Annotated in this window: 20 protein-coding genes, 1 tRNA gene and 1 pseudogene; 15 read left to right on the forward strand and 7 right to left on the reverse strand. The window is 60.6% G+C overall.

Translation table 11 applies throughout. The features are described from left to right. The 3 genes and pseudogenes from HX899_RS35280 to HX899_RS27925 all read right to left on the reverse strand — a co-directional run. A pseudogene (locus HX899_RS35280) lies at positions 1 to 120 on the reverse strand (acetyl-CoA carboxylase biotin carboxyl carrier protein); the annotation flags it as partial. Positions 121 to 140: 20 nt separating this feature from the next. Next, entirely contained in the window at positions 141 to 578 is a 438-nt protein-coding gene (aroQ, locus tag HX899_RS27920) for a type II 3-dehydroquinate dehydratase (RefSeq protein ID WP_181293900.1), read from the reverse strand. Positions 579 to 739: 161 nt separating this feature from the next. Continuing rightward, on the reverse strand, positions 740 to 1,498 hold the full coding sequence (locus HX899_RS27925) for a DsbA family protein (protein ID WP_025394372.1): 759 nt from the start codon (positions 1,496 to 1,498) through the stop codon (positions 740 to 742). A gap of 211 nt (positions 1,499 to 1,709) precedes the next feature. On the opposite strand from HX899_RS27925, the gene HX899_RS27930 reads away from it, so the two are divergent. Further along, positions 1,710 to 2,867, forward strand: coding sequence for a pyridoxal phosphate-dependent aminotransferase (locus tag HX899_RS27930; protein ID WP_181293901.1), 1,158 nt, complete (start codon positions 1,710 to 1,712; stop codon positions 2,865 to 2,867). A gap of 20 nt (positions 2,868 to 2,887) precedes the next feature. Here HX899_RS27930 and HX899_RS27935 read toward each other — a convergent pair whose 3' ends face one another. Both HX899_RS27935 and HX899_RS27940 read right to left on the reverse strand, forming a co-directional pair. Continuing rightward, the gene (locus tag HX899_RS27935) at positions 2,888 to 4,228 is read right to left on the reverse strand and encodes a DUF2778 domain-containing protein (RefSeq protein WP_181293903.1); all 1,341 of its coding nucleotides are present in this window, start codon (positions 4,226 to 4,228) and stop codon (positions 2,888 to 2,890) included. A 207-nt stretch (positions 4,229 to 4,435) separates the two neighbouring features. Further along, a complete protein-coding gene (locus tag HX899_RS27940; RefSeq protein ID WP_246697198.1) occupies positions 4,436 to 6,271 on the reverse strand; it encodes an alpha/beta hydrolase in 1,836 nt (611 codons plus the stop codon). A 150-nt stretch (positions 6,272 to 6,421) separates the two neighbouring features. Here HX899_RS27940 and HX899_RS27945 point away from each other — a divergent pair, with 150 nt between their 5' ends. The 5 genes from HX899_RS27945 to recJ all read left to right on the forward strand — a co-directional run bounded on the left by HX899_RS27945 (position 6,422) and on the right by recJ (position 11,963). Then, entirely contained in the window at positions 6,422 to 6,835 is a 414-nt protein-coding gene (locus tag HX899_RS27945) for a hypothetical protein (RefSeq protein ID WP_138329761.1), read from the forward strand. A gap of 222 nt (positions 6,836 to 7,057) precedes the next feature. Then, entirely contained in the window at positions 7,058 to 8,275 is a 1,218-nt protein-coding gene (locus HX899_RS27950) for an LL-diaminopimelate aminotransferase (protein ID WP_026160221.1), read from the forward strand. Between the two features lie 61 nt (positions 8,276 to 8,336). Next, entirely contained in the window at positions 8,337 to 9,662 is a 1,326-nt protein-coding gene (locus tag HX899_RS27955) for a homoserine dehydrogenase (RefSeq protein ID WP_138329758.1), read from the forward strand. Positions 9,663 to 9,823: 161 nt separating this feature from the next. Beyond that, on the forward strand, positions 9,824 to 10,081 hold the full coding sequence (locus HX899_RS27960; protein WP_138329757.1) for a hypothetical protein: 258 nt from the start codon (positions 9,824 to 9,826) through the stop codon (positions 10,079 to 10,081). A gap of 79 nt (positions 10,082 to 10,160) precedes the next feature. After that, positions 10,161 to 11,963: a single-stranded-DNA-specific exonuclease RecJ gene (recJ, locus tag HX899_RS27965; protein WP_171598875.1), complete on the forward strand. Its 1,803-nt coding sequence runs from the start codon at positions 10,161 to 10,163 to the stop codon at positions 11,961 to 11,963. 49 nt (positions 11,964 to 12,012) lie between these two features. On the opposite strand, the gene HX899_RS27970 is transcribed toward recJ, so the two are convergent. Then, positions 12,013 to 12,087: transfer RNA gene (locus HX899_RS27970), tRNA-Glu, on the reverse strand. 357 nt (positions 12,088 to 12,444) lie between these two features. Between HX899_RS27970 and HX899_RS27975 the strand changes: the two genes are divergently transcribed. The 7 genes from HX899_RS27975 to HX899_RS28005 all read left to right on the forward strand — a co-directional run bounded on the left by HX899_RS27975 (position 12,445) and on the right by HX899_RS28005 (position 20,522). Beyond that, entirely contained in the window at positions 12,445 to 13,806 is a 1,362-nt protein-coding gene (locus HX899_RS27975; RefSeq protein ID WP_171598874.1) for a CapA family protein, read from the forward strand. Positions 13,807 to 13,905: 99 nt separating this feature from the next. Then, entirely contained in the window at positions 13,906 to 14,919 is a 1,014-nt protein-coding gene (locus tag HX899_RS27980) for an ABC transporter ATP-binding protein (RefSeq protein ID WP_171598873.1), read from the forward strand. Next, positions 14,916 to 15,860, forward strand: coding sequence for an ABC transporter ATP-binding protein (locus HX899_RS27985; protein WP_181293904.1), 945 nt, complete (start codon positions 14,916 to 14,918; stop codon positions 15,858 to 15,860). Before HX899_RS27980 ends, HX899_RS27985 begins: the two co-directional genes overlap by 4 nt. Positions 15,861 to 15,864: 4 nt before the next feature. Continuing rightward, positions 15,865 to 16,818: an ABC transporter permease gene (locus HX899_RS27990; protein WP_181293906.1), complete on the forward strand. Its 954-nt coding sequence runs from the start codon at positions 15,865 to 15,867 to the stop codon at positions 16,816 to 16,818. Continuing rightward, the gene (locus HX899_RS27995) at positions 16,815 to 17,765 is read left to right on the forward strand and encodes an ABC transporter permease (protein WP_138329746.1); all 951 of its coding nucleotides are present in this window, start codon (positions 16,815 to 16,817) and stop codon (positions 17,763 to 17,765) included. The genes HX899_RS27990 and HX899_RS27995 overlap by 4 nt, the downstream gene beginning before the upstream one ends. Positions 17,766 to 17,798: 33 nt before the next feature. Continuing rightward, a complete protein-coding gene (locus HX899_RS28000; RefSeq protein ID WP_181293908.1) occupies positions 17,799 to 19,487 on the forward strand; it encodes a peptide ABC transporter substrate-binding protein in 1,689 nt (562 codons plus the stop codon). 51 nt (positions 19,488 to 19,538) lie between these two features. Then, positions 19,539 to 20,522, forward strand: a complete 984-nt coding sequence (locus HX899_RS28005; protein ID WP_181293910.1) for a D-2-hydroxyacid dehydrogenase family protein — start codon at positions 19,539 to 19,541, stop codon at positions 20,520 to 20,522. A gap of 68 nt (positions 20,523 to 20,590) precedes the next feature. Here the strand turns inward: HX899_RS28005 and HX899_RS28010 are convergent, their stop codons facing one another. Then, positions 20,591 to 21,502, reverse strand: a complete 912-nt coding sequence (locus HX899_RS28010; RefSeq protein WP_181293911.1) for a LysR family transcriptional regulator — start codon at positions 21,500 to 21,502, stop codon at positions 20,591 to 20,593. A 119-nt stretch (positions 21,503 to 21,621) separates the two neighbouring features. On the opposite strand from HX899_RS28010, the gene HX899_RS28015 reads away from it, so the two are divergent. Further along, complete coding sequence (locus HX899_RS28015) at positions 21,622 to 21,825, forward strand: rubredoxin (RefSeq protein WP_138329739.1); 204 nt, start codon at positions 21,622 to 21,624, stop codon at positions 21,823 to 21,825. 25 nt (positions 21,826 to 21,850) lie between these two features. After that, entirely contained in the window at positions 21,851 to 23,062 is a 1,212-nt protein-coding gene (locus HX899_RS28020; protein WP_138329737.1) for an NAD(P)/FAD-dependent oxidoreductase, read from the forward strand. Positions 23,063 to 23,095: the final 33 nt, after the last annotated feature.

A 23,095-nucleotide genomic window follows, 5' to 3' on the forward strand; every position in this document is an offset into this window, starting at 1 on the left:
CGAAACGCGGATGCGCAGGTCGTCCTGCTCGACCTCGATCTCCGTCAGATCCGTTTCGTTCAGAATATTGGCGAGATCGCGGATCAGTGCCTGGTCGATACCCGATTTCTTTTCAGCCATGGTGTTGCCCTGTCTTCTTCTTATGCCGTGATGTTCTTCAGCGCGTGGAGCGCCAGGATGTAGCTGTGAGGCCCGAAGCCGCAGATCACGCCTTTGCATGCCGGCGCGATCATCGACTTGTGGCGGAATTCTTCCCGTGCATGCACGTTGGATATGTGGAGCTCGACGACGGGAATGGAAATAGCGCGAATCGCATCATGCATTGCGAGCGATGTATGCGTATAGGCACCTGCATTGATGGCAACGCCGACGGCCTTTTCGTCGGCCTCATGGAACCAGTCGACGAGCGTGCCTTCGTGGTTGCTCTGACGGAAGTCGATATCGAGGCCGAGTTCGCGGCCTGCAGCCTTGCAATCTACCTCGATGTCCCTGAGCGTCTTGCCGCCATAAATGCCGGGCTCTCGTTTGCCCAGCATGTTCAGGTTGGGGCCGTTCAGCACAAAAATCGTTTGCGTCATCGAATGTTCCGTAAAATGTACGACGGCAACCTATAGACTCCGCGAAGGCTGAATGAAAGCCCTTACGGATTGGCCAGCGGCAATCGTGCCACATTTGTCCACATGGTTGAAACACTTCGATTTTGGCGATTTGATGGGCTGCCGGCTGGCGACTGGTTTGCTCAGCAGGCGGTCTTGCCGCAGCTGCGCATGTTCTTGACCTTGGCTTCGAGATCGTCGAGCCCGACGGCGCCGGGCACCAGTTCGCTGCCGATCACATAGGAGGGCGTGCCGCTGATGCCGAGACTGGAGGCGAGCTGGTAGGTCGCCTGGACTATACCGTCATTCGGGCTCTTTGCCATCTCGGCGCGGATCTTGTCCTCACTGACGCCGAGCGAAGCGGCGACCGCGACCGCTGTTTCGTCGGAGGCGCGGCCTTCGGTGCCGAGAAGGGCGACGTGGAAATCGGCATATTTCTCCGGTGCGAGCTTGCGGAAGGCGTCGGCCACCTTGTGGGCGGCGACTGAATCCGGCCCGAGGATCGGGAATTCCTTGAGGACGAAACGGACGTTTTTGTCCTTCTTCAGCATCGCCTGCATGTCGGGAAGCGCATGGCGGCAGTAGCTGCAATTATAATCGAAGAATTCGACCACAGTGACGTCGCCCTTGGGATTGCCGAGCGTGACGTCGTTCTTCGATTCGAAGATGTCGGTGGCGTTCTCTTCGATCGCCATATTGGCCTTAACCGACCGCTGGGCCTCCTGCTTCTTCTGCAGCGCATCCTGAACTTCCAGCATGATCTCGGGGTTCTCGATCAGGTATTGCTTGATGAATTCGCCGAACTCCTTCTTCTGCTGGTCGTCGAGCGCTGCCGCCGGAAGCGGAAGGGCGATCGATGCGGCAAGCGCCAGTGCGGTGAAGGTCTTCGGGAAGAATGCCATGATATCCTCGTCATCGGCGATATGGTCGTCTCTTCATCGAAAAGACCGTCGCCGGGTTAATGGACTTGAATGCGTCGCGTCAAGGTACGGTGCGTTCGGTTCTGCTCAAACCAGAATTTTTCGTCCCCGCGCGGCCCTCGCGGGATTGTGATGAGCCGATTAATGCGGCAATTGTCGGGCCGTGATTGCAGAAGCTAAGCGAGAAACGATCTTGTTTTCCATATCGAAACGCAGCGAAGTCGAGCCTTTTCACGCCATGGACGTCCTGGCGGAGGCGACGAAGCGGCGTGCGGCCGGCCATCCCGTGATCTCGATGGCGGTTGGCCAGCCTTCGCATCCGGCGCCTCTAGCGGCCCTCGAAGCGGCGCGCGCAGCCCTTGCCGAAGGTCGGATCGGTTATACCGATGCGCTGGGGACGGCACGGCTTAAATCGGCGCTCGCCTGGCACTACAAGGATCGCCACGGCCTGGAGATTGATCCCAAGCGCATCGCCATCACCACAGGTTCCTCGGCCGGCTTCAATCTCGCCTTCCTGTCGCTCTTCGATGCCGGCGATGCGGTGGCGATCGCAAGACCCGGTTATCCCGCCTATCGCAATATCCTCGGCGCGCTGGGCCTGAAGGTCCTCGAAGTGCCGGTAACGGCCGAGACCCACTTCACCCTGACGCCGCAAAGCCTCGAAGCGGCGCAGAAGGAAAGCGGCATGAGGCTGAAAGGCGTGCTGCTTGCAAGCCCCGCCAATCCGACTGGCACGGTGACCGGCCGCGAGGGGCTGGAGGCGCTTTCGGATTACTGCGCGGCCCAATCCATCGCTTTCATCTCCGATGAAATCTACCACGGGCTGACCTTCGCCGGCGAGGAGGCGAGTGCGCTGGAGCTGACCGACGAGGCGATCGTCATCAACTCCTTCTCTAAATATTATTGCATGACCGGCTGGCGAATCGGCTGGATGGTGCTTCCCGAGCGCCTGGTTCGGCCGATCGAGCGGGTAGCGCAGAGCCTCTATATTTCCCCGCCCGAGCTTTCCCAGATCGCCGCCACGGCCGCTTTGAGCGCCGGCGCCGAGCTCGATCGTTACAAGGCCAGTTACGCCGCCAACCGCGATTTGCTGATGCAGCGCCTGCCGCAGATCGGGTTTTCGATCGCCTCGCCGATGGACGGGGCTTTCTACGCCTATCTCGACGTCACACGCTTCACCAATGACAGCATGGGCTTTGCCAAACGCATGCTCGCGGAAATCGACGTCGCCGCAACGCCCGGTCTCGACTTCGATCCGCTGGAGGGACATCGAACGCTGCGTCTGTCCTATGCGGGCTCAGAAGCGGAGATCGCCGAGGCGGTGGAGCGAATCGCGGCTTGGCTGAAATAGCCCTCGCGGTTGCTTATTGCTCAGCTGCGCCGCGAAAACAGCGAGGCGAGCGTCGAAGTCGGTTTGTTGTTCAGGCGCGGCACCACCACGAGCTGCTTTATGTCGCCGCGCTTGTAGGCGGCGAGGAAGCGGCGGTAATCCTTGAAGGAGACGCAGCCGTTGGAATCACCGTTCTTGCCGAGCATGTAGGTGTGGGCGAGCAGACCGACACGGTCATAGATGGCGTCCGAACCCTCGATCGGTGTTAGCCGCAGCGCCTCGACGCCGTGGAAAAGGCTCTCGCGCATGGTAAGAACATAGGTGTGCGGCGGCGTCGGTCCGCGCATCTTCTTATTGGCGAAACGCGGTTTGTCGCGCATCTTACCGAGCCCGGAATGGGCCTCGAGCCGCTCGCCGTTCGGCAGATAGACGATGCTGTTTTCGATATCGTAGATCGCCACGCCTGCGCGCAGCTTCGGCGAGAAGACCGGCTTGTCGTAGCGCGGCACTGCATCGTCCTCGTCATCCTCGATCGGCGAGTTCGGCTGGGCGTAGGCAAGCACAGGCTCGGCAGAGCGCTCAGAACCCTTGGAGGCCGGTGTCGGTTTGCCGATGAGTCCGTCAGGACGCGCCATCGGCAGCGGCACCGAACCTTCGTCCGGCGCCAGCACGAGATCGAAGGGTGGCGCGTCTTCCGCGGCGGCGACGACCACCGGCGCTGGTTCCGATGCGGGAATGGAGGCCGTTTTGAGGGGAGATGCGGTTGGCTCGACCGGAGCCGGCGCGATTTGCCGGGATCCGGCATCGGCAAGAGCAAGCAGGGTCGGGAGTTCGGCTGCGGCAACCGCCTCCTTCGAGGGGACGATGATCCGGTCACCGTCGTCTTCTTCCGTCTCTGCCGAGGCGAGCTCGACCGGCGCCGCCGCGATCACGTCGTCCTTGCGGAATTTGGCGCTGTCGGAGATCGCCGCCACGACCGGTTGTTCGGCAGCCATGGCGAGCCGGTTGTTTTTGGCGAGAACCGCAAGCGCCGTTGCAGCGGCGGCGGTCTTTTCGGCATGGGATTGAATGAGGCTCGCCGTCAGCGGGGCCTTCGGCTTCGCATCGAAGGCGGCCAGTCGATCGGCCTTGCCGACATGGATCAGCCTCTCATGGCGCGGTGAAGGCGCCACCTTCGGCGCAGCGCCGAGCTGTGCCAGGCGATCGGACGGAGAATAGGGAGCGGCTATCGAATGCATCGTCGCGAAGGTCGCGATCAGCCATGTGGAGGTCAGAAATCCGGCGCCGACAACACCGTAAAGGAAACTGCGAGATCTGCGCCAACGGAAAGCAGATCCGCCAAGAGGGGTGACGTCATCGAACGTCCCGACCGCACACGCCATACTACACTCGTCTTTCAAACTCGCTACGCAGGCCGGCGGCACTGACTGACTACACTTCGCCGGGGCCGGTACAGGCGCAAATGGGCCGAATTTAGACCACCCACGACGTCCGACTGTCTCGCAAGGATGACGAATTATGGTTTCTAATTTGTTTACGCGGCGTCGCTCTGTCTCTCGACGTCTCAAAAAGAGATGTGTTGGGCCTTCTCAGGCGCGCTCCATCACATAACTTCCCGGCGCTTCCTCGATTGCGTTCAACGCATCGCCGCCAGGTTTGCGGGCCGGCACGCGTCTGCCCTCATGCGTCTCGATCCAGGCCTGCCAATGCGGCCACCATGATCCCGGAGTCTCCGTCGCCTGCTCGAGCCAGGTCTCGTAGTCTCCCTTGGCGGGGCCGCCCGTCCAGAATTGATACTTCTTCCTGTCGGGCGGGTTGACGACGCCGGCGATGTGTCCGGAGCCGGTCACGACGAATTCCACCTTGCCGCCGAAGAACCGGCTGCCGAGGAAGACGGACTTGGCAGGTGCGATGTGATCCTCGCGGGTGGCGAGATTATAGATCGGGATCTTCACGTCCTTCAGCGACACGGACTTGCCGTCGAGGACCATCTCGTTCTGCGTCAGCGCATTCTTGAGATAGCAATTGCGCAGGTAGAAGGCATGGTTTGCCGCTGCCATGCGGGTCGAATCGGCGTTCCAGAACAACAGGTCGAAGGGCAGGGGATCCTGGCCCTTGAGGTAGTTGTTGACGAAATAAGGCCATATCAGCTCGGAGGCGCGCAACATGTTGAAGGCCATCGACATCTTCGTGCCGTCCAGATAGCCGGCCGCCTGCATATGCTCTTCGAGCGATTCAAGCTGCTCCTCGTCGACGAAGACCTTGAGGTCGCCGGCATGGGTGAAGTCGACCTGGGTGGTGAAGAGTGTCGCGGTTTTGATGCGCTTGTTCTTCTCCTTGGCATGCAGCGCCAGTGTCGCGGCAAGCAGCGTGCCGCCGACGCAGTAGCCGACGGCGTTGACGTCCTTCTCGCCGGTCGCCTTCTCGACCGTTGCCAGCGCGAAATCGATGCCCTCGCGGGCATAGGCCGCCCAGTCCTTGTCGGCGTGGCGCGCATCCGGATTGACCCAGGAAATGACGAAGACCGTCTGCCCCTGGTCGACGCACCATTTGATGAAGGATTTTTGCGGGTTGAGGTCGAGAATATAGAACTTGTTGATCCAGGGCGGGCAGATCAGAAGCGGCCGCTTCAGCACGGTTTCGGTCGAAGCCTCGTACTGGATGATCTGGCAGATGTCGTTCTGGGCGATCACCTTGCCTGGCGTCAGTGCCATGTCGCGGCCGACGGCGAATTTCGTCATGTCGGTCTGGCGAAGGCGAAGGTCGCCATGTCCGGCTGCGATATCCTCGGCCAGCATCTTCATCCCCCGCACCAGATTGGCGCCGTTGGTCGCGATCGTCTCGCGGTAGAGCTGCGGATTGGTGGCGATGAAGTTGGTCGGCGAAAGCGCTGCCGTGATCTGCTTCACGTAGAAGCCGGCCTTGTGTTTGGTGTGCTCGTCGAGGCCTTCGGTCTCCGACACCAGCTTTTCCACCCAGTCGGTCGTGACGAAATAGACCTGGCGGAGAAAATCGAAGAACGGATTCTTCTGCCAGTCCTCGTCCGAAAAGCGTTTGTCCTTGCGGGTGTCCGGCTCGGGTGGCGTGGGATCGCCTTGCATGCGCTGCATCGAGCGCATCCAGATGCCGAAGAACGAGGACATCAGCTGCGTCTGTGCCTCGAAGGTGCGGCGCGGATCGGAAATCCAGTATTCGGTGACCTTGGAAAGCGTCTTGACCATGTCGGTCATCGGATCGGCGGCGCTTTCGCTGATCTCGCCGCGTTCGCGCGGCGCAAGCCAGGCAGACGCTGCTTGTCCGAGATTTTCGAGCGCCCGGGCAAAATTCATCGCCATGGCCTCAGGATCCTTCAACAGATAGGGATCGAGATCGGTCGCGTCGAAGCCGGCCTTGCCGCCATTCTCCTGCTTGCTGTCGGTCACCATTTCCTCCGGCGGCAGCACCACTCTTTTTATCCATTCGTTGTACATCGTGATCGAACGAGAAAACAAGTTCCACCCGCGTCGGCTCATGCTATTGCTTTGTGGCTGCGACAAATTTAACAGTCGAAGCAGTCAAAACTGGATTTTTGAGGCATGACGAAGAACGGCATTCGGCGCATCGCAACCTTCAACCGCACCGCACTGATCTGCGCCGCGGCGGCGATGGCCCTTGCCGGATGCAATCTGACGGCGGAACAAAAAGCCGCAGCCGCCGCCAAACGAGCGGCGCCGACCGCCGTCGTCATGCCGGCCACCAAGGGCGAGGCGGCCGAGGGCGGCCTTGCAAAATACCCGGACGGCTATCCGAATTTCGGCGCGCCGCTGACCGCCGCCAATGTCCAGATGAGCGACGAGCAGGCGGCCGAACTGCAGCATCAGCTGACGGCACTTGGCGCCCGGCGCAAGGCCGGCACGATCTCGGAAGCCGAATATCAGGCCAAGGTCGCCGAAATGCGGCGTCTGGCCGCCGAGCACGGCACTGATACGCTCTCGGAAATCTCCAAATAGACCTTGCCTTTCAGGCAATTTGGACGCAAAGCCATTCCGAATGGATCGGAAGATGCAATTTTCCTGATAATGCGCGTTACGCGGCCTTTCCGTCAAAGATTCGCCGCGTCGCTTGGGTCTGATGAATACGGCGTTGCGATTCTGAAGTTCGTGTCGCAGCCGCCGGGAGACGGAACGAACTTCGACTGCGGCCCGAAATGCCGCCTTTCCATGGGGAATGAGATGGAAGAGTTTCACAAAGTCCGGCGTTTGCCGCCTTATGTTTTCGAACAGGTCAACCGTTTGAAGGCAAGCGCGCGAGCGGGCGGCGCCGATATCATCGATCTCGGCATGGGAAACCCCGACCTTCCCACTCCCCAGTCGATCGTCGACAAGCTGTGCGAGGTCGTGCAGGATCCGCGCACGCACCGTTATTCCTCCTCCAAGGGCATTCCGGGCCTGCGCCGCGCCCAGGCCGCCTATTATGCCCGCCGTTTCGGCGTCAAGCTCAACCCGGATACCCAGGTGGTTGCCACCTTGGGCTCCAAGGAAGGCTTCGCCAACATGGCGCAGGCAATCACCGCGCCTGGCGACGTGATCCTCTGCCCGAACCCTACCTATCCGATCCACGCCTTCGGCTTCCTGATGGCGGGCGGCGTGATCCGTTCCATGTCGGTGGAGCCGGATGCGAGCTTCTTCGAGCCGCTCGAGCGTGCCGTCCGGCATTCGATCCCGAAGCCGCTGGCGCTGGTTCTCAATTATCCCTCGAACCCGACGGCCTATGTCGCGACGCTCGATTTCTACAAGGACGTCATCGCCTTTGCGAAAAAGCACGACATCATCGTGCTTTCCGACCTTGCCTATTCGGAAATCTACTTCGACGGCGCCCCGCCGCCGTCGGTTCTCGAAGTGCCGGGCGCGATGGACGTGACCGTCGAGTTCACCTCGATGTCGAAAACCTTCTCCATGCCCGGCTGGCGCATGGGCTTTGCCGTCGGCAACGAGCGGCTGATCGCGGCGCTCACCCGCGTCAAGTCCTATCTCGACTACGGCGCCTTCACGCCGATCCAGGTGGCGGCGACGCATGCGCTGAACGGCGATGGCTCCGACATTGCGGAAGTCCGCAACGTCTATAAGCGCCGTCGCGACGTCATGGTCGAAAGCTTCGGCAAGGCCGGGTTCGACGTGCCGCCGCCGGCTGCGACGATGTTCGCCTGGGCGAAGATCCCGGAAAAGTTCCGTCATCTCGGTTCGCTAGAATTCTCCAAGCTGCTGGTCGAGAAGGCCGACGTCGCCGTTGCCCCGGGCATCGGCTTCGGAGAAATGGGCGACGACTACGTCCGTCTGGCACTTGTCGAGAACGAACACCGCATCCGCCAGGCTGCGCGCAACATCAAGAAGTTCATGTCGACCGCAGACGAGACGATGCACAACGTCATCTCGCTGAACGCACACCGCTAATCCAACCGTTGGGCAGCCGCGTCATGCGGCTGCCGCCACACAGACATTTCAGGATCGATCCATGGCAGATGCCCTCAAAATCGGCATTGCGGGCTTGGGCACCGTTGGCGCCTCGCTTGTCCGCATCATTCAGCAGAAAAGCAACGAGCTTGCCGTTACCTGCGGGCGTCCGATCACCATCACGGCCGTCTCGGCACGTGACAGGGCGAGGGACCGCGGCATCGATCTTTCCACTGTTACCTGGTTCGACCGGCCGGAAGAGCTTGCCGAAAAAGGCGATATCGACGTCTTCGTCGAACTGATGGGCGGCGCCGAAGGGGCTGCCAACGTCTCCGTGCGCGCTGCACTCCAGCGTGGTCTCCATGTGGTGACAGCCAACAAGGCGCTGCTTGCCTATCACGGCGTCGAGCTTGCGACGATCGCCGAGGAGAAGGGGTCGCTGCTGAACTTCGAGGCGGCAGTCGCCGGCGGCATCCCGGTCATCAAGGCGCTGCGTGAATCGCTGACGGGCAATTCCGTCTCGCGCATCTATGGCATCATGAATGGCACCTGCAATTATATCCTGACCAAGATGGAGAAGGAGGGGCTTTCCTTCGCCGAATGCCTGAAGGAAGCGCAGCGGCTGGGTTATGCCGAGGCCGATCCGGCCTTCGATATCGAGGGCAACGACACGGCCCACAAGCTTTCCATCCTGACGACGCTCGCCTTCGGCAATCAGATTGCGGCCGACGACATCTATCTCGAAGGCATCACCAACATTTCGATCGAGGATATCCACGCCGCTGCCGAGCTCGGTTACCGCATCAAGCTCTTGGGCGTTGCCCAGCGCACCGATACCGGCATCGAGCAGCGCGTCCATCCCACAATGGTGCCGGTCGATTCGGTCATCGCCCAGGTCGACGGCGTTACCAATGCAGTGGCGATCGAATCCGACGTGCTCGGCGAACTGCTGATGGTCGGCCCTGGCGCCGGCGGCAGCGCCACGGCCTCGTCGGTGCTTGGCGATATCGCCGATATCGCCAAGAGCCAGCCAGGCGCCCAGCGCGTGCCGGTGCTCGGCCATCCCGCAGCGACGCTGGAGCCCTACCGCAAGGCGCAGATGCAGAGCCACGAGGGTGGCTATTTCATCCGCCTGACCGTGCTCGACCGCACCGGCGTCTTTGCCAGCGTCGCAACCCGCATGGCCGAAAACAACATCTCGCTGGAATCGATCGTCCAGCGCTCCAAGCAGCACCTGGCGCCATCGCACCACCAGACGATCATTCTCGTCACCCATGCGACGACGGAAGACTCGGTGCGCAAGGCGGTCGCCTCGATCAAGTCGGAAGGTTACCTCTTCGGCGAGCCGCAGGTGATTCGCATCGAGCGGCCGAAAGAGGAAGGCTGACCTCTTTTTTGCCACAATCCGGGATAGCTGACCCGCTCTGTGCACGCAGGGCGGGTTTTTTTATGCCTGTTTAACCGATCTCACGAAAACTTATATTAACAGATACCGAAACATTGATATAAATAAGCCGGGAGAGGGAGTCGCCGGCTTTGGAGAATTTCGTGAACAAGGACAGCCATGCCGGGAAGGGGTATGGTCGTTCGGAAGAAGAACCTCCCGATCATCCTGATGTGTTTGAGGAAGTTCGCGAAACGGACCATGATGTGGTTCGTTACCAAATCCCCGGGGCCTCCAGCGAGGCCCCTGATGACGACGAAAGCCCTGAAGGCCGCAACTGGGCCATTCTTCTTACCCTGTTTTCCGTCATTCTCGTGCAGATAACCGGCATCGCCCTGATCGTCTGGGCGGTATTCTGGTAAAAATCCGTGTCTGCAAATCCATCGCTATGTTATCTCCGCTGCTCCTGTAGAAGAGCAGATGAAGTCAGCGGAGTGTGGCATGGCAGATCTCGTCGACCCCGTACAGCGCGCGTTTCTCGGCGTGGAGAAATCCGCGCTCGACAATCGCTGGGTCCCGCGGCTCGATCAGGCAGGGCAGAACCGCGCGCTGGCCATGTCGCAGATCCACGGACTGCCGGATCTGATCGCCCGGGTGCTCGCCGGGCGCGGCGTGACGGTAGACGAGGCGATCGAATTCCTCGACCCGACGATCCGCAGCCTGATGCCCGATCCCCATAGGCTGACCGATTGCGAAAAGGCCGCGACCCGCCTCCTGCGCGCGATCGAGCGCGGCGAGAGCGTCGCTATCTTCGGCGACTACGACGTCGACGGCGCAGCCTCCTCGGCACTGATGTTCCGCTTTCTCAGCCATTTTGGCGTCAGGGCGACCATCTATATCCCCGACCGAGTCTTCGAAGGTTACGGCCCCAATCCGGCGGCGATCAATCAGTTGATCGATAACGGCGCTCAGCTGATCGTCACCGTCGATTGCGGCTCCACCAGCCACGAGGCGCTGGCCGCCGCTGCCGCGCGCAATATCGATGTCGTCGTCATCGATCACCACCAGGTTACACATGAGCTGCCGCCCTGCCATGCGCTGGTCAACCCGAACCGCGAGGACGATCTCTCGGGGCAGGGGCATCTTTGCGCGGCTGGCGTCGTCTTCATGGTGCTGGTCGCGACGCTCCGGCTGCTGCGCGCGGCCGGCAACAAGCGCATCCTGGCGATCGACCTGCTGCAATGGCTGGATATCGTGGCTCTTGCGACGGTCTGCGATGTCGTGCCGCTGAAGGGCCTCAACCGCGCCTATGTGGTGAAGGGGCTGGTCGCTGCCCGCCACCAGAGCAATGCCGGGCTTGCCGCACTGTTCCGCAAGGCGGGGCTCGCCGGCCCAGTGACACCCTATCATTTCGGCTTCCTAATCGGCCCGCGCATCAATGCCGGCGGGCGGATCGGCGACGCGGCGCTCGGAAGCCGGCTGCTAACGCTCGACGACGCCGGAGAGGCTGATGTGATCGCGCAGCGCCTGGACGAGCTCAATCGCGAACGCCAGGCGATGGAGGCGATCATGCTGCAGGAGGCCGAAGCCGAGGCACTTGCCGAATATGGCGACGGCGAGGGCGCCTCCGTCATCGTTACCGCCCATGAGAAATGGCATCCCGGCATCGTCGGGCTGATCGCGGCGCGGCTGAAGGAAAAATTCAAACGGCCGGCTTTCGCGATCGCCTTCGATCCCTCCGGCCGCGGCACCGGCTCGGGCCGCTCCATCAACGGATTCGACATGGGCAGGATGGTCCGGGCTGCTGTCGACGAGGGGCTGCTCGTCAAGGGCGGCGGCCACGCCATGGCCGCGGGTCTCACGGTCGAGCGCGCCGATCTCGGCAGGCTGAGGACCTTCTTCACGGAGAAGGCCGAGAGGACGGTGGCCAGCCTCGTCGCCAACGAGACGCTGAAGATCGACGGCGCGATCGGCGCAAGCGGCGCCACCCTCGAACTCATCGACCGCCTGGAGGCCGCCGGACCCTATGGCTCTGGCCACGCACAGCCGCTCTTTGCCGTGCCGGCGCATCGTCTGCGCGATGCCCGCCTGGTCGGCGAGAAACATGTGAAGGTGACGCTGGAGGCGATAGATGGATCGCGGCTCGATGGCATCGCCTTCCGCGCCGCCGATACGCCGCTTGGCAATCTTCTCATCAATTCACGCGGCGCCAGCCTGCATGTCGCCGGTTCGCTCGGTGCCGACCATTACCAGGGCGCACGCCGCATCCAGCTGCGCGTCTGCGATGCAGCGCCGGCGAAATAGAGCGGTCGCGCAAGAGCGCTGACGATGGGAAGTGTCAAGGGAGAGAAAGTGGTACGCCCTAGGGGAGTCGAACCCCTCTTCCCAGAATGAAAATCTGGTGTCCTAACCGATAGACGAAGGGCGCTTCCTTCGTGGTGGCGCCCTTATAGTCAGCGCCTTCGAAGGCCGCAAGCGCCAAGGCGCGAAAAAATCATCGTTTTCGCCGATTTATTTCGGCTGTGGAAAATCACGGCGCCGCTTACCGCCGACGCGCAGCACAGGCTGGGCAACGACGTGCATCGATGCACGGAGAGATATGCCGAAACGGCATTTCTGAAAGGCAATCGACGAAACTAGTGATAGCTGCCCGGAGTGCTATGTTCGATATGCGACGGGAGTGAGAAATGTCGCATTGGGAGATTTTCACGCTCACGAATATGAGAACGGCAGTCAGACGAACGCAGGCTCTCTATGCCGGCGTCTCGTCGGCTCAGGAGGTTTTATGGTGTCGACACGGAACTGGAAAGTGGCGTTGGCGGGCGAGTGCATGGTGTGTCGCCCATTTGCCATGCACGACGAGCCTCAATTTACCGAGGTTTGGGACGTCCTTAAGGACGCCGATGTCACTTACGGTCATTTGGAAATGAATTTCGCCGACTACGACGAGCTCAAGTGGCCGGCCCGCGGCCAAGGCATCGGAAGTTTCATGATGGCGGATCCCGAGATTGCCAAGGATCTCAAGTGGGCCGGCTTTGATATCATGTCCACCGCGCATAACCACAGTTTCGATTTCGGAGCCGAAGGTCTGATCGCGACAAAGAAGCACATGAGGGCCGCGGGCATCGTCACAGCCGGCACCGGCGCGGATCTCGAGCTCGCCAGCGAGCCGGGCTACGTCGACAAGAAAAACGGACGTGTCGCACTCGTCTCGACAAGTTCCGGCAATCAACATTTCATGTGGGCGGGCATGCCGAAGGGCGCGCTACGCGGCCGCCCTGGCGTCAATCCCCAACGCCTCACCTTTGAATTCATGGTGGACGAGCAGACCGCCAGGAATCTCAAGGACTTTGGCGAGAAGTTCAATTTCATGAAGAAGCCGAAGCATGGCCGCGAGGGGTCTTTCGGCGTTCAAATTCCCGGCGCCCAGCAATGGGGCGATCCCGAATCCTTCTTCGTGGGCGACCGCTGCGAAGTCATCAGCCGATGCCACAAACGCGACCTCGAACGCAACCTTCGTTCCGTCCACGAGGCGCGCTCCATGGCAGACCTGGTGATCGTGGCGCATCATTTCAGCGTCTCGGATGGTCCGCGGGGCGATACGCCGCCTGGCTTCGTCAAGGAGTTCGCTCACGCCGTCATCGACGGCGGCGCCGATATCTACATCGGCCACGGCTGGCATCGGACATTGGGCATCGAGATCTACAATGGCAGACCGATATTCTACGGCATCGGTAACTTCTTTGCTCAATCCGAGTTCATCCAGCGCGTCCCTTATGACAGCTACGATGCCTGGGGACATGACGTCGACCGTCTCGCAATGCTGACGCCCGCCGCCCATCCACTTCATCCCGGCCTTGATACGCCCACCGACACCTGGTGGAGTTCCGCCGTCATCAAGCTCGATATGGAGGGGGAGAGGCTGAAACGCATTCTGCTCCATCCGGTCGAAATGGGGCGCGACACCTCGCCTGATGTCAAACAGACCCGGCGCACCGGCAAGGGCGACCATCACAATACTGAAGGGCGGCCGATGGTTGCCAAGGGAGAGGATGCCGTGCGCATCATCGATCGCTATCGTCGCCTGTCTGAACCTTTCGGGACGAAGATCGAAATCAGAAGCGGCGTCGGCGTTATCGAGCTGTAACGAGAATGCGCCTGCTGCGGTGGAGGCCGCGGCGGGCAACACACGCGAATAGAAGAACTGTGCCTGGTACGGGCCAGACATTCGAAAGGGAGGTGACGAATGCTGCATGTCAACGGCGCTGTCGTTGGTGACGGAGCTGCGTCGACCACCGAAAACTCCGCGCCCTTGCTGGACGTCCAGGATCTGAAAGTCTCCTTTCCAGGTCCGCACGGCGCTGTCGAGATCGTGCGAGGTCTGAGCTACAGCATAGCGCGCGGCAAAACCTTGGGAATCGTCGGCGAAAGTGGCTGCGGTAAGACGATGACGTCGCTTGCTCTTCTCGGGCTTGTTGCCGGCGGTGGCAGGGTCGACGGCACCATCGATTTCAATGGCCGGGATCTGGCAAAGTTTACGCAGCGCCAATGGCAGCAGGTTCGCGGCCGCGAGATCGCGATGATCTTTCAGGAGCCGATGACTGCCATGAACCCGGTAATGCCGGTCGGACGGCAGATCGCCGAGGTTCTCGTCAAGCATGAGAAGCTCCGCAAGGGCGCAGCGCATGGCCGCGCGGTCGATCTGCTTGCGCAGGTCGGAATCCCGTCGCCGGCTCGGCGCGCGGAGGACTATCCGCATCAGCTCTCCGGCGGCATGCGCCAGCGTGCGATGATCGCGATGGCGCTGGCCTGTCGTCCGCAGTTGCTGATCGCCGACGAGCCGACGACCGCGCTCGACGTCACGATCCAGGCGCAGATACTCGATCTTATGTTGACGCTGCAGGACGACGCCCAGATGTCGATCCAGTTCATCAGCCACAATCTCGCTGTCATATCGGAGATCGCCGACTCCATCATGGTGATGTATGCCGGCACGGCCGTTGAATATGCGCCCGCCGACGAGCTCTTCGCCAATCCGCTTCATCCCTACACCCAGGGACTGATTCAGACGCTTCCGGATCCCGACAAGCGGGTAGAGCGTCTCTACGTCATTCCTGGGCGCGTCACGTCCGATATAACGACGGGTTGCCGTTTTGCCAGGCGCTGTCCCTTTGCAGACGACGGCTGCCGACAGATCGAGCCTGATCTTCTCGAAGTCGCTCCCGGCCATAAGGTCGCCTGCCACAAGGTTAAGCCATGACCGAACTCCTGAATCTCGAGCATATCAACGTCGATATTCCGATCGGTGGCGGTTTTCTAAAACCAGCGGTCTGGCTGCAAGCGGTCAATGACGTATCGCTGAGCGTCTTGAAGGGTGAAACACTCGCGCTTGTCGGCGAAAGCGGCAGCGGCAAGTCGACGCTTGGATATGTCGTGGCCGGATTGCGCAAGCAGACCGCCGGGACCGTGACGTTCAACAGCGCCAGGCCGGGCGGCGAAGGACACACGCCGGTGCAAGTCATCTTCCAGGACCCGTTTTCCGCGCTCGATCCGCGGATGGTGGTCGGAGAGATCGTTGCAGAGCCGCTGAGGCTGAAGGGCGTCCCGGCCGACAAGCGGCAAGCCAGGGCAGTCGACGTCTTAGGACAGGTCGGCCTGCCGCCGGAAGCGGCGCGCCGCTATCCTCATCAATTCTCCGGCGGCCAGCGCCAAAGGATTGCGATCGCGCGTGCTCTGATCGCCGAACCGGAAATGATCGTCGCCGACGAGCCGCTTTCCGCCCTTGATGTTTCGATCCAGAGCCAGGTGCTCAATCTGCTCGATGATATCAAGAAGCAGCATGGCATCAGCTATCTGTTCATCAGCCACGATCTCGGCGTCGTGCGGCACCTCGCGGACCGCGTCGCCGTCCTTTATCTCGGGCGGTTGATGGAGGTGGCGGCCTCCGAGGATCTCTTCCAGACCCCCAGCCATCCCTATACCCAAGCCCTGCTGGCGGCCGTTCCACGCATCGGCCGGGGGCGACGAAAGAAGGAACAGATCCTTCGGGGCGAAATCCCTTCGCCCTTGGCCCCACCCTCCGGCTGCGTGTTTCATACCCGTTGCCCAAAGGCGCAGGACATCTGCAAAAGCGAAAGACCCGCGCTTCTGCCCGCACCTGGCCGGCCCACGCAACTTTCAGCCTGTCATTTCAAGGATTGAGCCGATGTTGAGATATACGATTTCACGTCTTCTCCAGGCAGTCTTCGTTACTCTTGTGATGTCGCTTCTGCTGTTCGTCCTGATCGGCCTGATGCCTGGCGACCCAGTGGAGACCATGCTGGAGGGCAATCCATCGCTGACGCCGGAGACGATGGCGCAGATGCGGGCGCTCTACGGAATGGATCAGCCGCTTTTTGCCCGCTATGGTCACTGGCTTTACTCGGCGTTTCATGGCGACCTCGGCTATTCCAGCGTCTACTTCAAGCCAGTCCTGGACGTGCTCTGGCCCGCCGTGATTCAGACCGCGAAGCTTCTCGTCGCGACCGAAATCATCAGTATCCCGCTTGCGATGCTTCTCGGTGCGCTGGCTGCCCGCAAGCCGGGCGGATGGACCGACAACGTGATCAGTCTTATCGCCTTCGCCAGCATTTCGTTGCCCGGGTTCTGGACCTCGCTCATTCTGATCATCGTATTCTCAGTCAAGCTCGGCTGGCTTCCGGCGAGCGGCACGCCCTTGATGAGCGACGCTCCGGTCGGCGAACAGATCGTCCATATGATCCTGCCGGTGGTCGTCCTGACATTCTTCCATGTCGGTCCGCTGGTGCGATATGTGAGAGCATCGATGATCGAGACGCTCAATTCGGACTTTGTCCGGACAGCGCGGGCCAAGGGTCTTTCGGAAACGGCTGTCGTCATGCGTCACGCGCTCCGCAACGCGCTGATTCCGATGGTGACGGTGCTTGCGCTCGGCTTCGGCTCGCTATTCTCAGGCGCGCTCGTCGTGGAGACGATCTTCGGCATGCTCGGCATGGGCAAGGTCATCTACGACGCGATCAGTAACATCGACTTCAATCTGGCGCTCGTCGGCCTTCTGCTGGCGACCATCGTCACCCTGTTTTCAAGCCTTCTTGCCGACCTCGCCTATGCGTGGCTTGACCCGAGGATTACCCTGAAATGAGCATCGTCACCGCAGATACGGCGCCAGCGGGCGCCAGCTCGAACTCGGTCTGGAGCAAGCGCTGGCAGCGCTTCCGGGACAACAAGCTCGCGATGATCTCGCTGGTTTTCGTGGTCCTTCTCATGCTTTCCTGCGCCATGGCCGGGCCCATCGCCTATTTGACGGGAATAGACGCCAACGCCACCAATCTCCTGCGCCGGTTCAAGCCGCCGTCAGCGCAGCACTGGCTCGGGACAGACGACCTTGGCCGCGACGTGCTGCTGCGGCTCCTCTATGGCGGCCAGGTATCCATTGCCGTCGGTCTGCTCGCCACCTTCATTACCGGGATCATCGGCATCGGGATCGGCGTCACTGCAGGCTATATCGGCGGCAGGTTTGACAACGTGCTGATGCGGATGACGGATTGCATCATCGCTCTGCCGCTCATCCCCGTGCTGATTGTCCTGGGCGCCGTCGATCTGACGAAACTCGGCCTCAGCCAGGCTGCGGCGACGTCGCCTGCCGCTGTCTTCTTGAGGATCGTCATCATCATCGCTCTCGTCGACTGGACGACGATCGCCAGAATAGCCAGGGCCGGCACCATCACGTTACGCGATGTCGATTACATCAGGGCAGCAAGTGTCAGCGGAGCCAAGGGGCGATATAACATTTTCGTCCACATTTTGCCGAACATCGCCACACCTCTGATCGTCGCGATGACCTTGTCGGTCGGCCGCATCATCCTGTTCGAATCCACGCTGAGCTTCCTTGGCTTTGGCATCGTTCCGCCGACGCCGACATGGGGGAACATGCTGACCAATGCGCAGCAGCTCATCATCTCGGCCCCGATGCTTGCCGTCTATCCGGGCCTGCTGATCTTCACCACTGTAATGGCGGTCAATTTCGTCGGTGATGGTGTTCGCTCGGCCTTCGATCCTCGCTCGGAGACGAGCAAGGGATCGCACTGAAGAAAACAAAAACAAAGTCTGATGGAGGATAAAATGACATCTGCAGGGAAGAGACTAAAATCGTTCGTCACCGTGGCACTCGCCACGGCTGCGCTGACCTCGCTGTCGAGTGCCAGCGCCATAGCTCAGGCAAAGGATCAACTGGTCGTCGGACAGTTGCAGTTCCTGACGAATTTCCATCCGCTGGTTCAAGTCAACAATACCAAGCGCCTCGTCATCAACTATTCCCTCCGACCGATAACGGCATTCGACGAGAACGTCGTCAATCACTGCATCCTTTGCGAAACGCTGCCGACGATCGACAACGGTCTTGCCAAGATCGTCGATCTTCCCGATGGCAAGAAGGGAATGAAGGTCACGTTCAAGCTGAGGGAGGGGCTTGCCTGGGGAGACGGCGTGCCGGTTACCTCGAAGGATATCGAGTTCACCTGGAAAATGGCGCGCGATCCCAAGATCGGCTTCTCCAACTACAATTCCTGGACGCGGGCATCTGCGCTGGAGATCGTCGACGAGCGAACCGTCGTGCTGACGATCCCGCAGATCATTTCGAGCTATAATTCCTGGGACCAGGTCATTCCGGAGCACCTGGAAGGTCCGGTCTATGCGGCCAATCCAACGCTCGACACCTATGTCAAGCAATCGCTCTACAATCTGCAGCCGACCAATCCCGGCCTGTGGAACGGCTCGTTCCTGCTCAGCGACTATCAGATCGGAACACGCATCGTGTTCACGCCCAATCCGAAGTGGCCGGGAGATAAGCCCCATCTGCAGCGGATAATCCTGAGCTATCGCGACAATTCGTCTTCGTTGCTTCAGAATCTGCTCGCTGGATCGGTCGATGCGGTCCCTGTCAGCCCCGGCGGAATCAGCTTCTCGCAGATGCTCGATCTCAAGAACCAGCAGCCTGACAAGTTCACCTACCATCTTGCCTACGGAACGAACGTCGAGCGCATCGCTGTCAATTTCGACAATCCGATCCTCAAGGATAAGGCGGTGCGCCAGGCCATCCTCTACGCAATCGACCGCCAGGCGATAAGCGACGAACTGTTCGGAGGGCTGCAGCCCGTCGCCAACGGCATCCTGAGCAGCGAGAATGCCTATTACAACAAGGATATGACGCTCTACTCATATGACGCTGAGAAGTCTAAAGAGCTGCTCGAAAGCGCTGGTTGGAAAGCGGGCAATGATGGCATCTGTGTCAATGACAAAGGCGGGCGCCTTTCGCTCGAGCTTGTCTCGACTGCGGGCAATCAGACCAGAGAGCAGATTGCTCAGGTCATCCAGAGCCAGTTGAAGGATGTCTGCATCGAGATCACCAACAACTTCGTGCCCCTGCAGGAATTCAACGGTGAGATGGCGCGCAAGCGGAAGTTCAAAGCTTTGATGATGTCCTCGATCGACTTTTCTCCATCCGTTTCGCCGCGGATCGCGCTCGGATCCGATGCCATTCCGGGTCCAAAAAACAATGGCGTCGGCAACAATTTCTCAGCCTATGCAAATCCGGAGATGGACAAGGCCATATCCGAGCTCGAGGCGGCGCTCGATCCGGAGACGGCAAAGCAGAAATGGGCGGCGGTCCAGAAGATCTTTGCCGACGATCTGCCGATGTTACCGCTCTATTTCTACCCGCGCGCCTACGTCACCGTCACCGACCTGACGAACTTCCGGCAGGGAACGCTCGACCCGTTGCAGATCTGGTCGGAGGAGTGGCAGCGGCAATGAGTTGGGGAGTTTAAGCCAAGCTGTTCGACGATCATTTGCGCGGGGGTCTCCATGAAACCGAACATCGCCATTCTTGACGATTATCTGGGTATTTCCCAGGAAGTCGCCGATTGGGAAGGTTTGAAATCCCGCGCCAATGTCGTCGTCTTCGATCGTCTGTTGGCACTGCCGGATGAAGCCGCGCGCGAGCTCGCCCAATTCGACATAATCTGCACTCTCCGCGAAAGGATGCCGATTCCAGGGGAGTTGATCTGCCGGCTGCCGCGCCTGAAGTACATCGTCGTCACCGGCAAGCGCTACGATACGGTGGATATCGCGACAGCCGCGAGCCGCGGCGTCCTCGTCTCGAACACTCCGGTCAGCGGGGCAGGCGCCGGCGGCGTTGCCGAACTCGTCTGGGGTCTGATCTTGTCGGCAACGCGACATATCGCTTCGGAAGATCGCATCATGCGCGGCGGAGGCTGGCAGACCCAGGCCGGGACGACGGTGGGAGGCAAGGTGCTCGGCATTCTTGGCCTCGGCGGCCTCGGCAGAAGGGTCGCGGAGATCGGCAAGGTTTTCGGCATGGAGCTGCAGGCCTGGAGCCAGAACATGACGGCGGAGCAGGCGGAGGCAGCCGGTGCGCGTCTGGTATCGAAGCAAGAGCTGTTTGCTACCAGCGACGTCGTCACGATCCATCTGGCGTTGAGCGACCGAACGCGAGGCATCGTCGGCGCGACCGATCTGCAGGCGATGAAAAAGACCGCCTACATCATCAATACCGCCCGCGGCGCCATCGTTGACGAGCCCGCGCTTATTGCCGCGTTGCGCTCAAGATCGATTGCGGGAGCGGGGCTGGACGTCTACGAAAAAGAGCCGCTGCCGGTCGACCATCCATTCCGCAGCCTGTCGAACGTCGTGATCACCCCGCACCTTGGATATTTCACCAGGGACATGTTGGGTACCTACTACGGAGACGCCGTCCGCCTCATCGAAGCATTTTTGGATGGGCGCCCTGAGCGCGTCGTCAATATGGGCCTGGACACCGGATGCTGACGTTCCGCCGGTCTTGCCGAGAATAGCGCCTCCGCGGTTTTACCCGGAGAACATTCCAGGCAACACCTTCAGGCCGGCTTGCTCCCCAGGAGATCCATGCTGAGGTCGCGCAATATGCGAAAAGCCGCTTCGTGCAGCCTGTTCGACAATCGGCGAGCGGGCTGCACCAGTTGGACGGAGAGGATCAATTCGGGTCCGACGATTTTGCGCAGTTCCAGTCCATGCCGTGCATCCGGACCCTTGGATGCCAGCGTGCGGATCGACGCAACCGTGAAGCCGTAGCCGTCCCTCACAAGATCGAACATCGTATCGAGAGGGTCCAACTCAAAGACGATATTGAGCTTCTGGCCAAGCCGCGCCAGTTCGGAATCGAGCAGGACCCTCGTGCTGTTGGGTCTGCAGGCGATGACCATCGGCACGTCGGCAATTGATTCCAGATGTATCGGCTTGTCATCTTTGAACGCGCCCTCGCGGCCAATGAGATAGAGGTTCTCCTCGACGAGGTCGTGGATTTCCAACATTGGGGACGATGGCGCGTCGTACATGATCGCCATGTCGAGGCGGCCGGACAGGATCCATTCCTGAAGCTGGTTCGATCGTCCGTGGACGAGCATCACCTGAGCGTCCGACAATTCCTCTCTCAGCTTGCGTATGAGCGCGGTCGCGATTGCGGTCGAGATCGTGGCGGGCAAACCTATTCCGACTTTCCCGGATTTCCCTGTTCGAGAATTCTCGATGTCCTCGTAGGTGCGCTCGATTTGCCGAAGAATGCCACGCGCATTATCGAGCAGACGTTCGCCGGCCTCGGTGAGCTCGACGCCTCGTCCATTGCGAAGCAGGAGCCGCTCCTTCAACTCCGTCTCCAGGTTTCGGACCTGTCGGCTCAGTGCGGGCTGGGCGATGTGCAGGAAAGCCGATGCGCGGCTGAAGCTTCCGAGCTCCGCCACGCGGACGAAATAAGCGAGTTGGCGGATGTCCATGTCGTCTTCTCCCTGAGATATGCCGAAATGCTATGACTGATAGTATGGCAGAACATCTGGAGATACCAAGATCCTTGAGGTAGCCTCGCTCAAATTCGAGTTTGTGGGAGGAAAAGCAAATGGTTCCGTCCGCGGAGGTCGCCGACTGGAGCGGCTTCAAGGTGTGGCAGTGCGTCCTGTGCGCGTATGTCTACGACGAGGCGCTTGGAGATCCCGATGGCGGCGTGGCGCCGGGCACCCGCTGGGAAGACGTGCCCGACGATTGGGTTTGCCCGGAGTGCGGCGCTCGAAAGAGCGAGTTCGACATGGTGGTCGTCGGATGACAGCGATCGGATCGGTGAACCCTTGATGTCTGATATCTTGATCATTGGTGCGTCCCATTCCGGGGTCGCTGCCGCGGCCGCATTGCGCAGCGCCAAATATGACGGCTCCATCATGCTGGTAACGCAGGAGAACGTCCTTCCCTACCATCGTCCGCCGCTCTCGAAAGAAGCGCTGTCGAAGGACGACTATTCTCCAACGCCGCTCCGCCCGGAAACGTTCTACGCCTTGAACCAGATCGACCTCGTTCAGGCTGTGAAGATCGTCGCGCTGAATTTAGCGGAAAGTTATGCACTCTCCGAGGATGGAACCCGCTTTCCCTACGGGCGCTTGATCCTCGCCTGTGGGGCCGAACCACGTCGTTTGCCCACGTCTGTGGATGCCGACGGCATCGCCCACGCCCTACGCACGCATGACGATCTGATCGGATTGAAGGCACGTCTTGCCGGCGCCAAGTCGGTCGCGATTATCGGCGGCGGACTGATCGGCATGGAAATCGCCGCAATGGCTTTGGCAAAGGGGCTCGCCGTCACGGTCGTCGAGGCTGGTTCGAGGCTGATGGAGCGGACGGTCAGCAAGTCGATCGCCAATTACGTGCTCGACCGGCATCTGAACCAGGGGCTTCATGTTCGCTTCGGCGCCACAGTAGTGACGATCGTTCGCGACGGTGGCCGGGATGTCGATCTGGTCACTTTAAGCGACCGCGAGCAGATCGAGGCTGATATCGTCGTGGTGGCGATCGGGGCGGCACCCCATGAAAACTTGGCGCGCGACGCGGGCCTTGAGGTGAACAACGGCATTCTCGTTTCGGAGATCGGGCGTTCGTCGCACCCGGCCGTCTATGCCGTTGGCGATTGCTCCGCTTGGTACGATCCGGTGCTCGGACGCCACGTCCGAAACGAAGCGGTCAATCCCGGGCAGGATCAGGCGAAGATCGTTGCCGCGGCAATCGCCGGGGCGTCACCGCCACCCAAGCGTCTGCCGCGCTATTGGTCGCATCAGGCCGCCATCCAGATTCAGATGTCGGGCGACGTGAACGGCGCCGATATGGAAGCGGTGCTGAACGCACCAGCCAGCGGCGCATTTTCGGTTCTGGGCTTCAAGAGCGATCGTCTCGTTGCCGTCCAGACGATCAACGCCCCGCAGCAGTTCGGCAAGTTGCACGAGATGATCGGGATAGACCGAGACGCGGTTGCCGCGACACTCGATGTCGAGTTTCCGCCACCCCATCACCATTGAAGCGCATCACCATAAAAGCAAAATCGGCGCGAC

It is taken from the genome of Rhizobium sp. WYCCWR 11146, assembly GCF_013591995.1.
Lineage (GTDB): Bacteria > Pseudomonadota > Alphaproteobacteria > Rhizobiales > Rhizobiaceae > Rhizobium > Rhizobium indicum.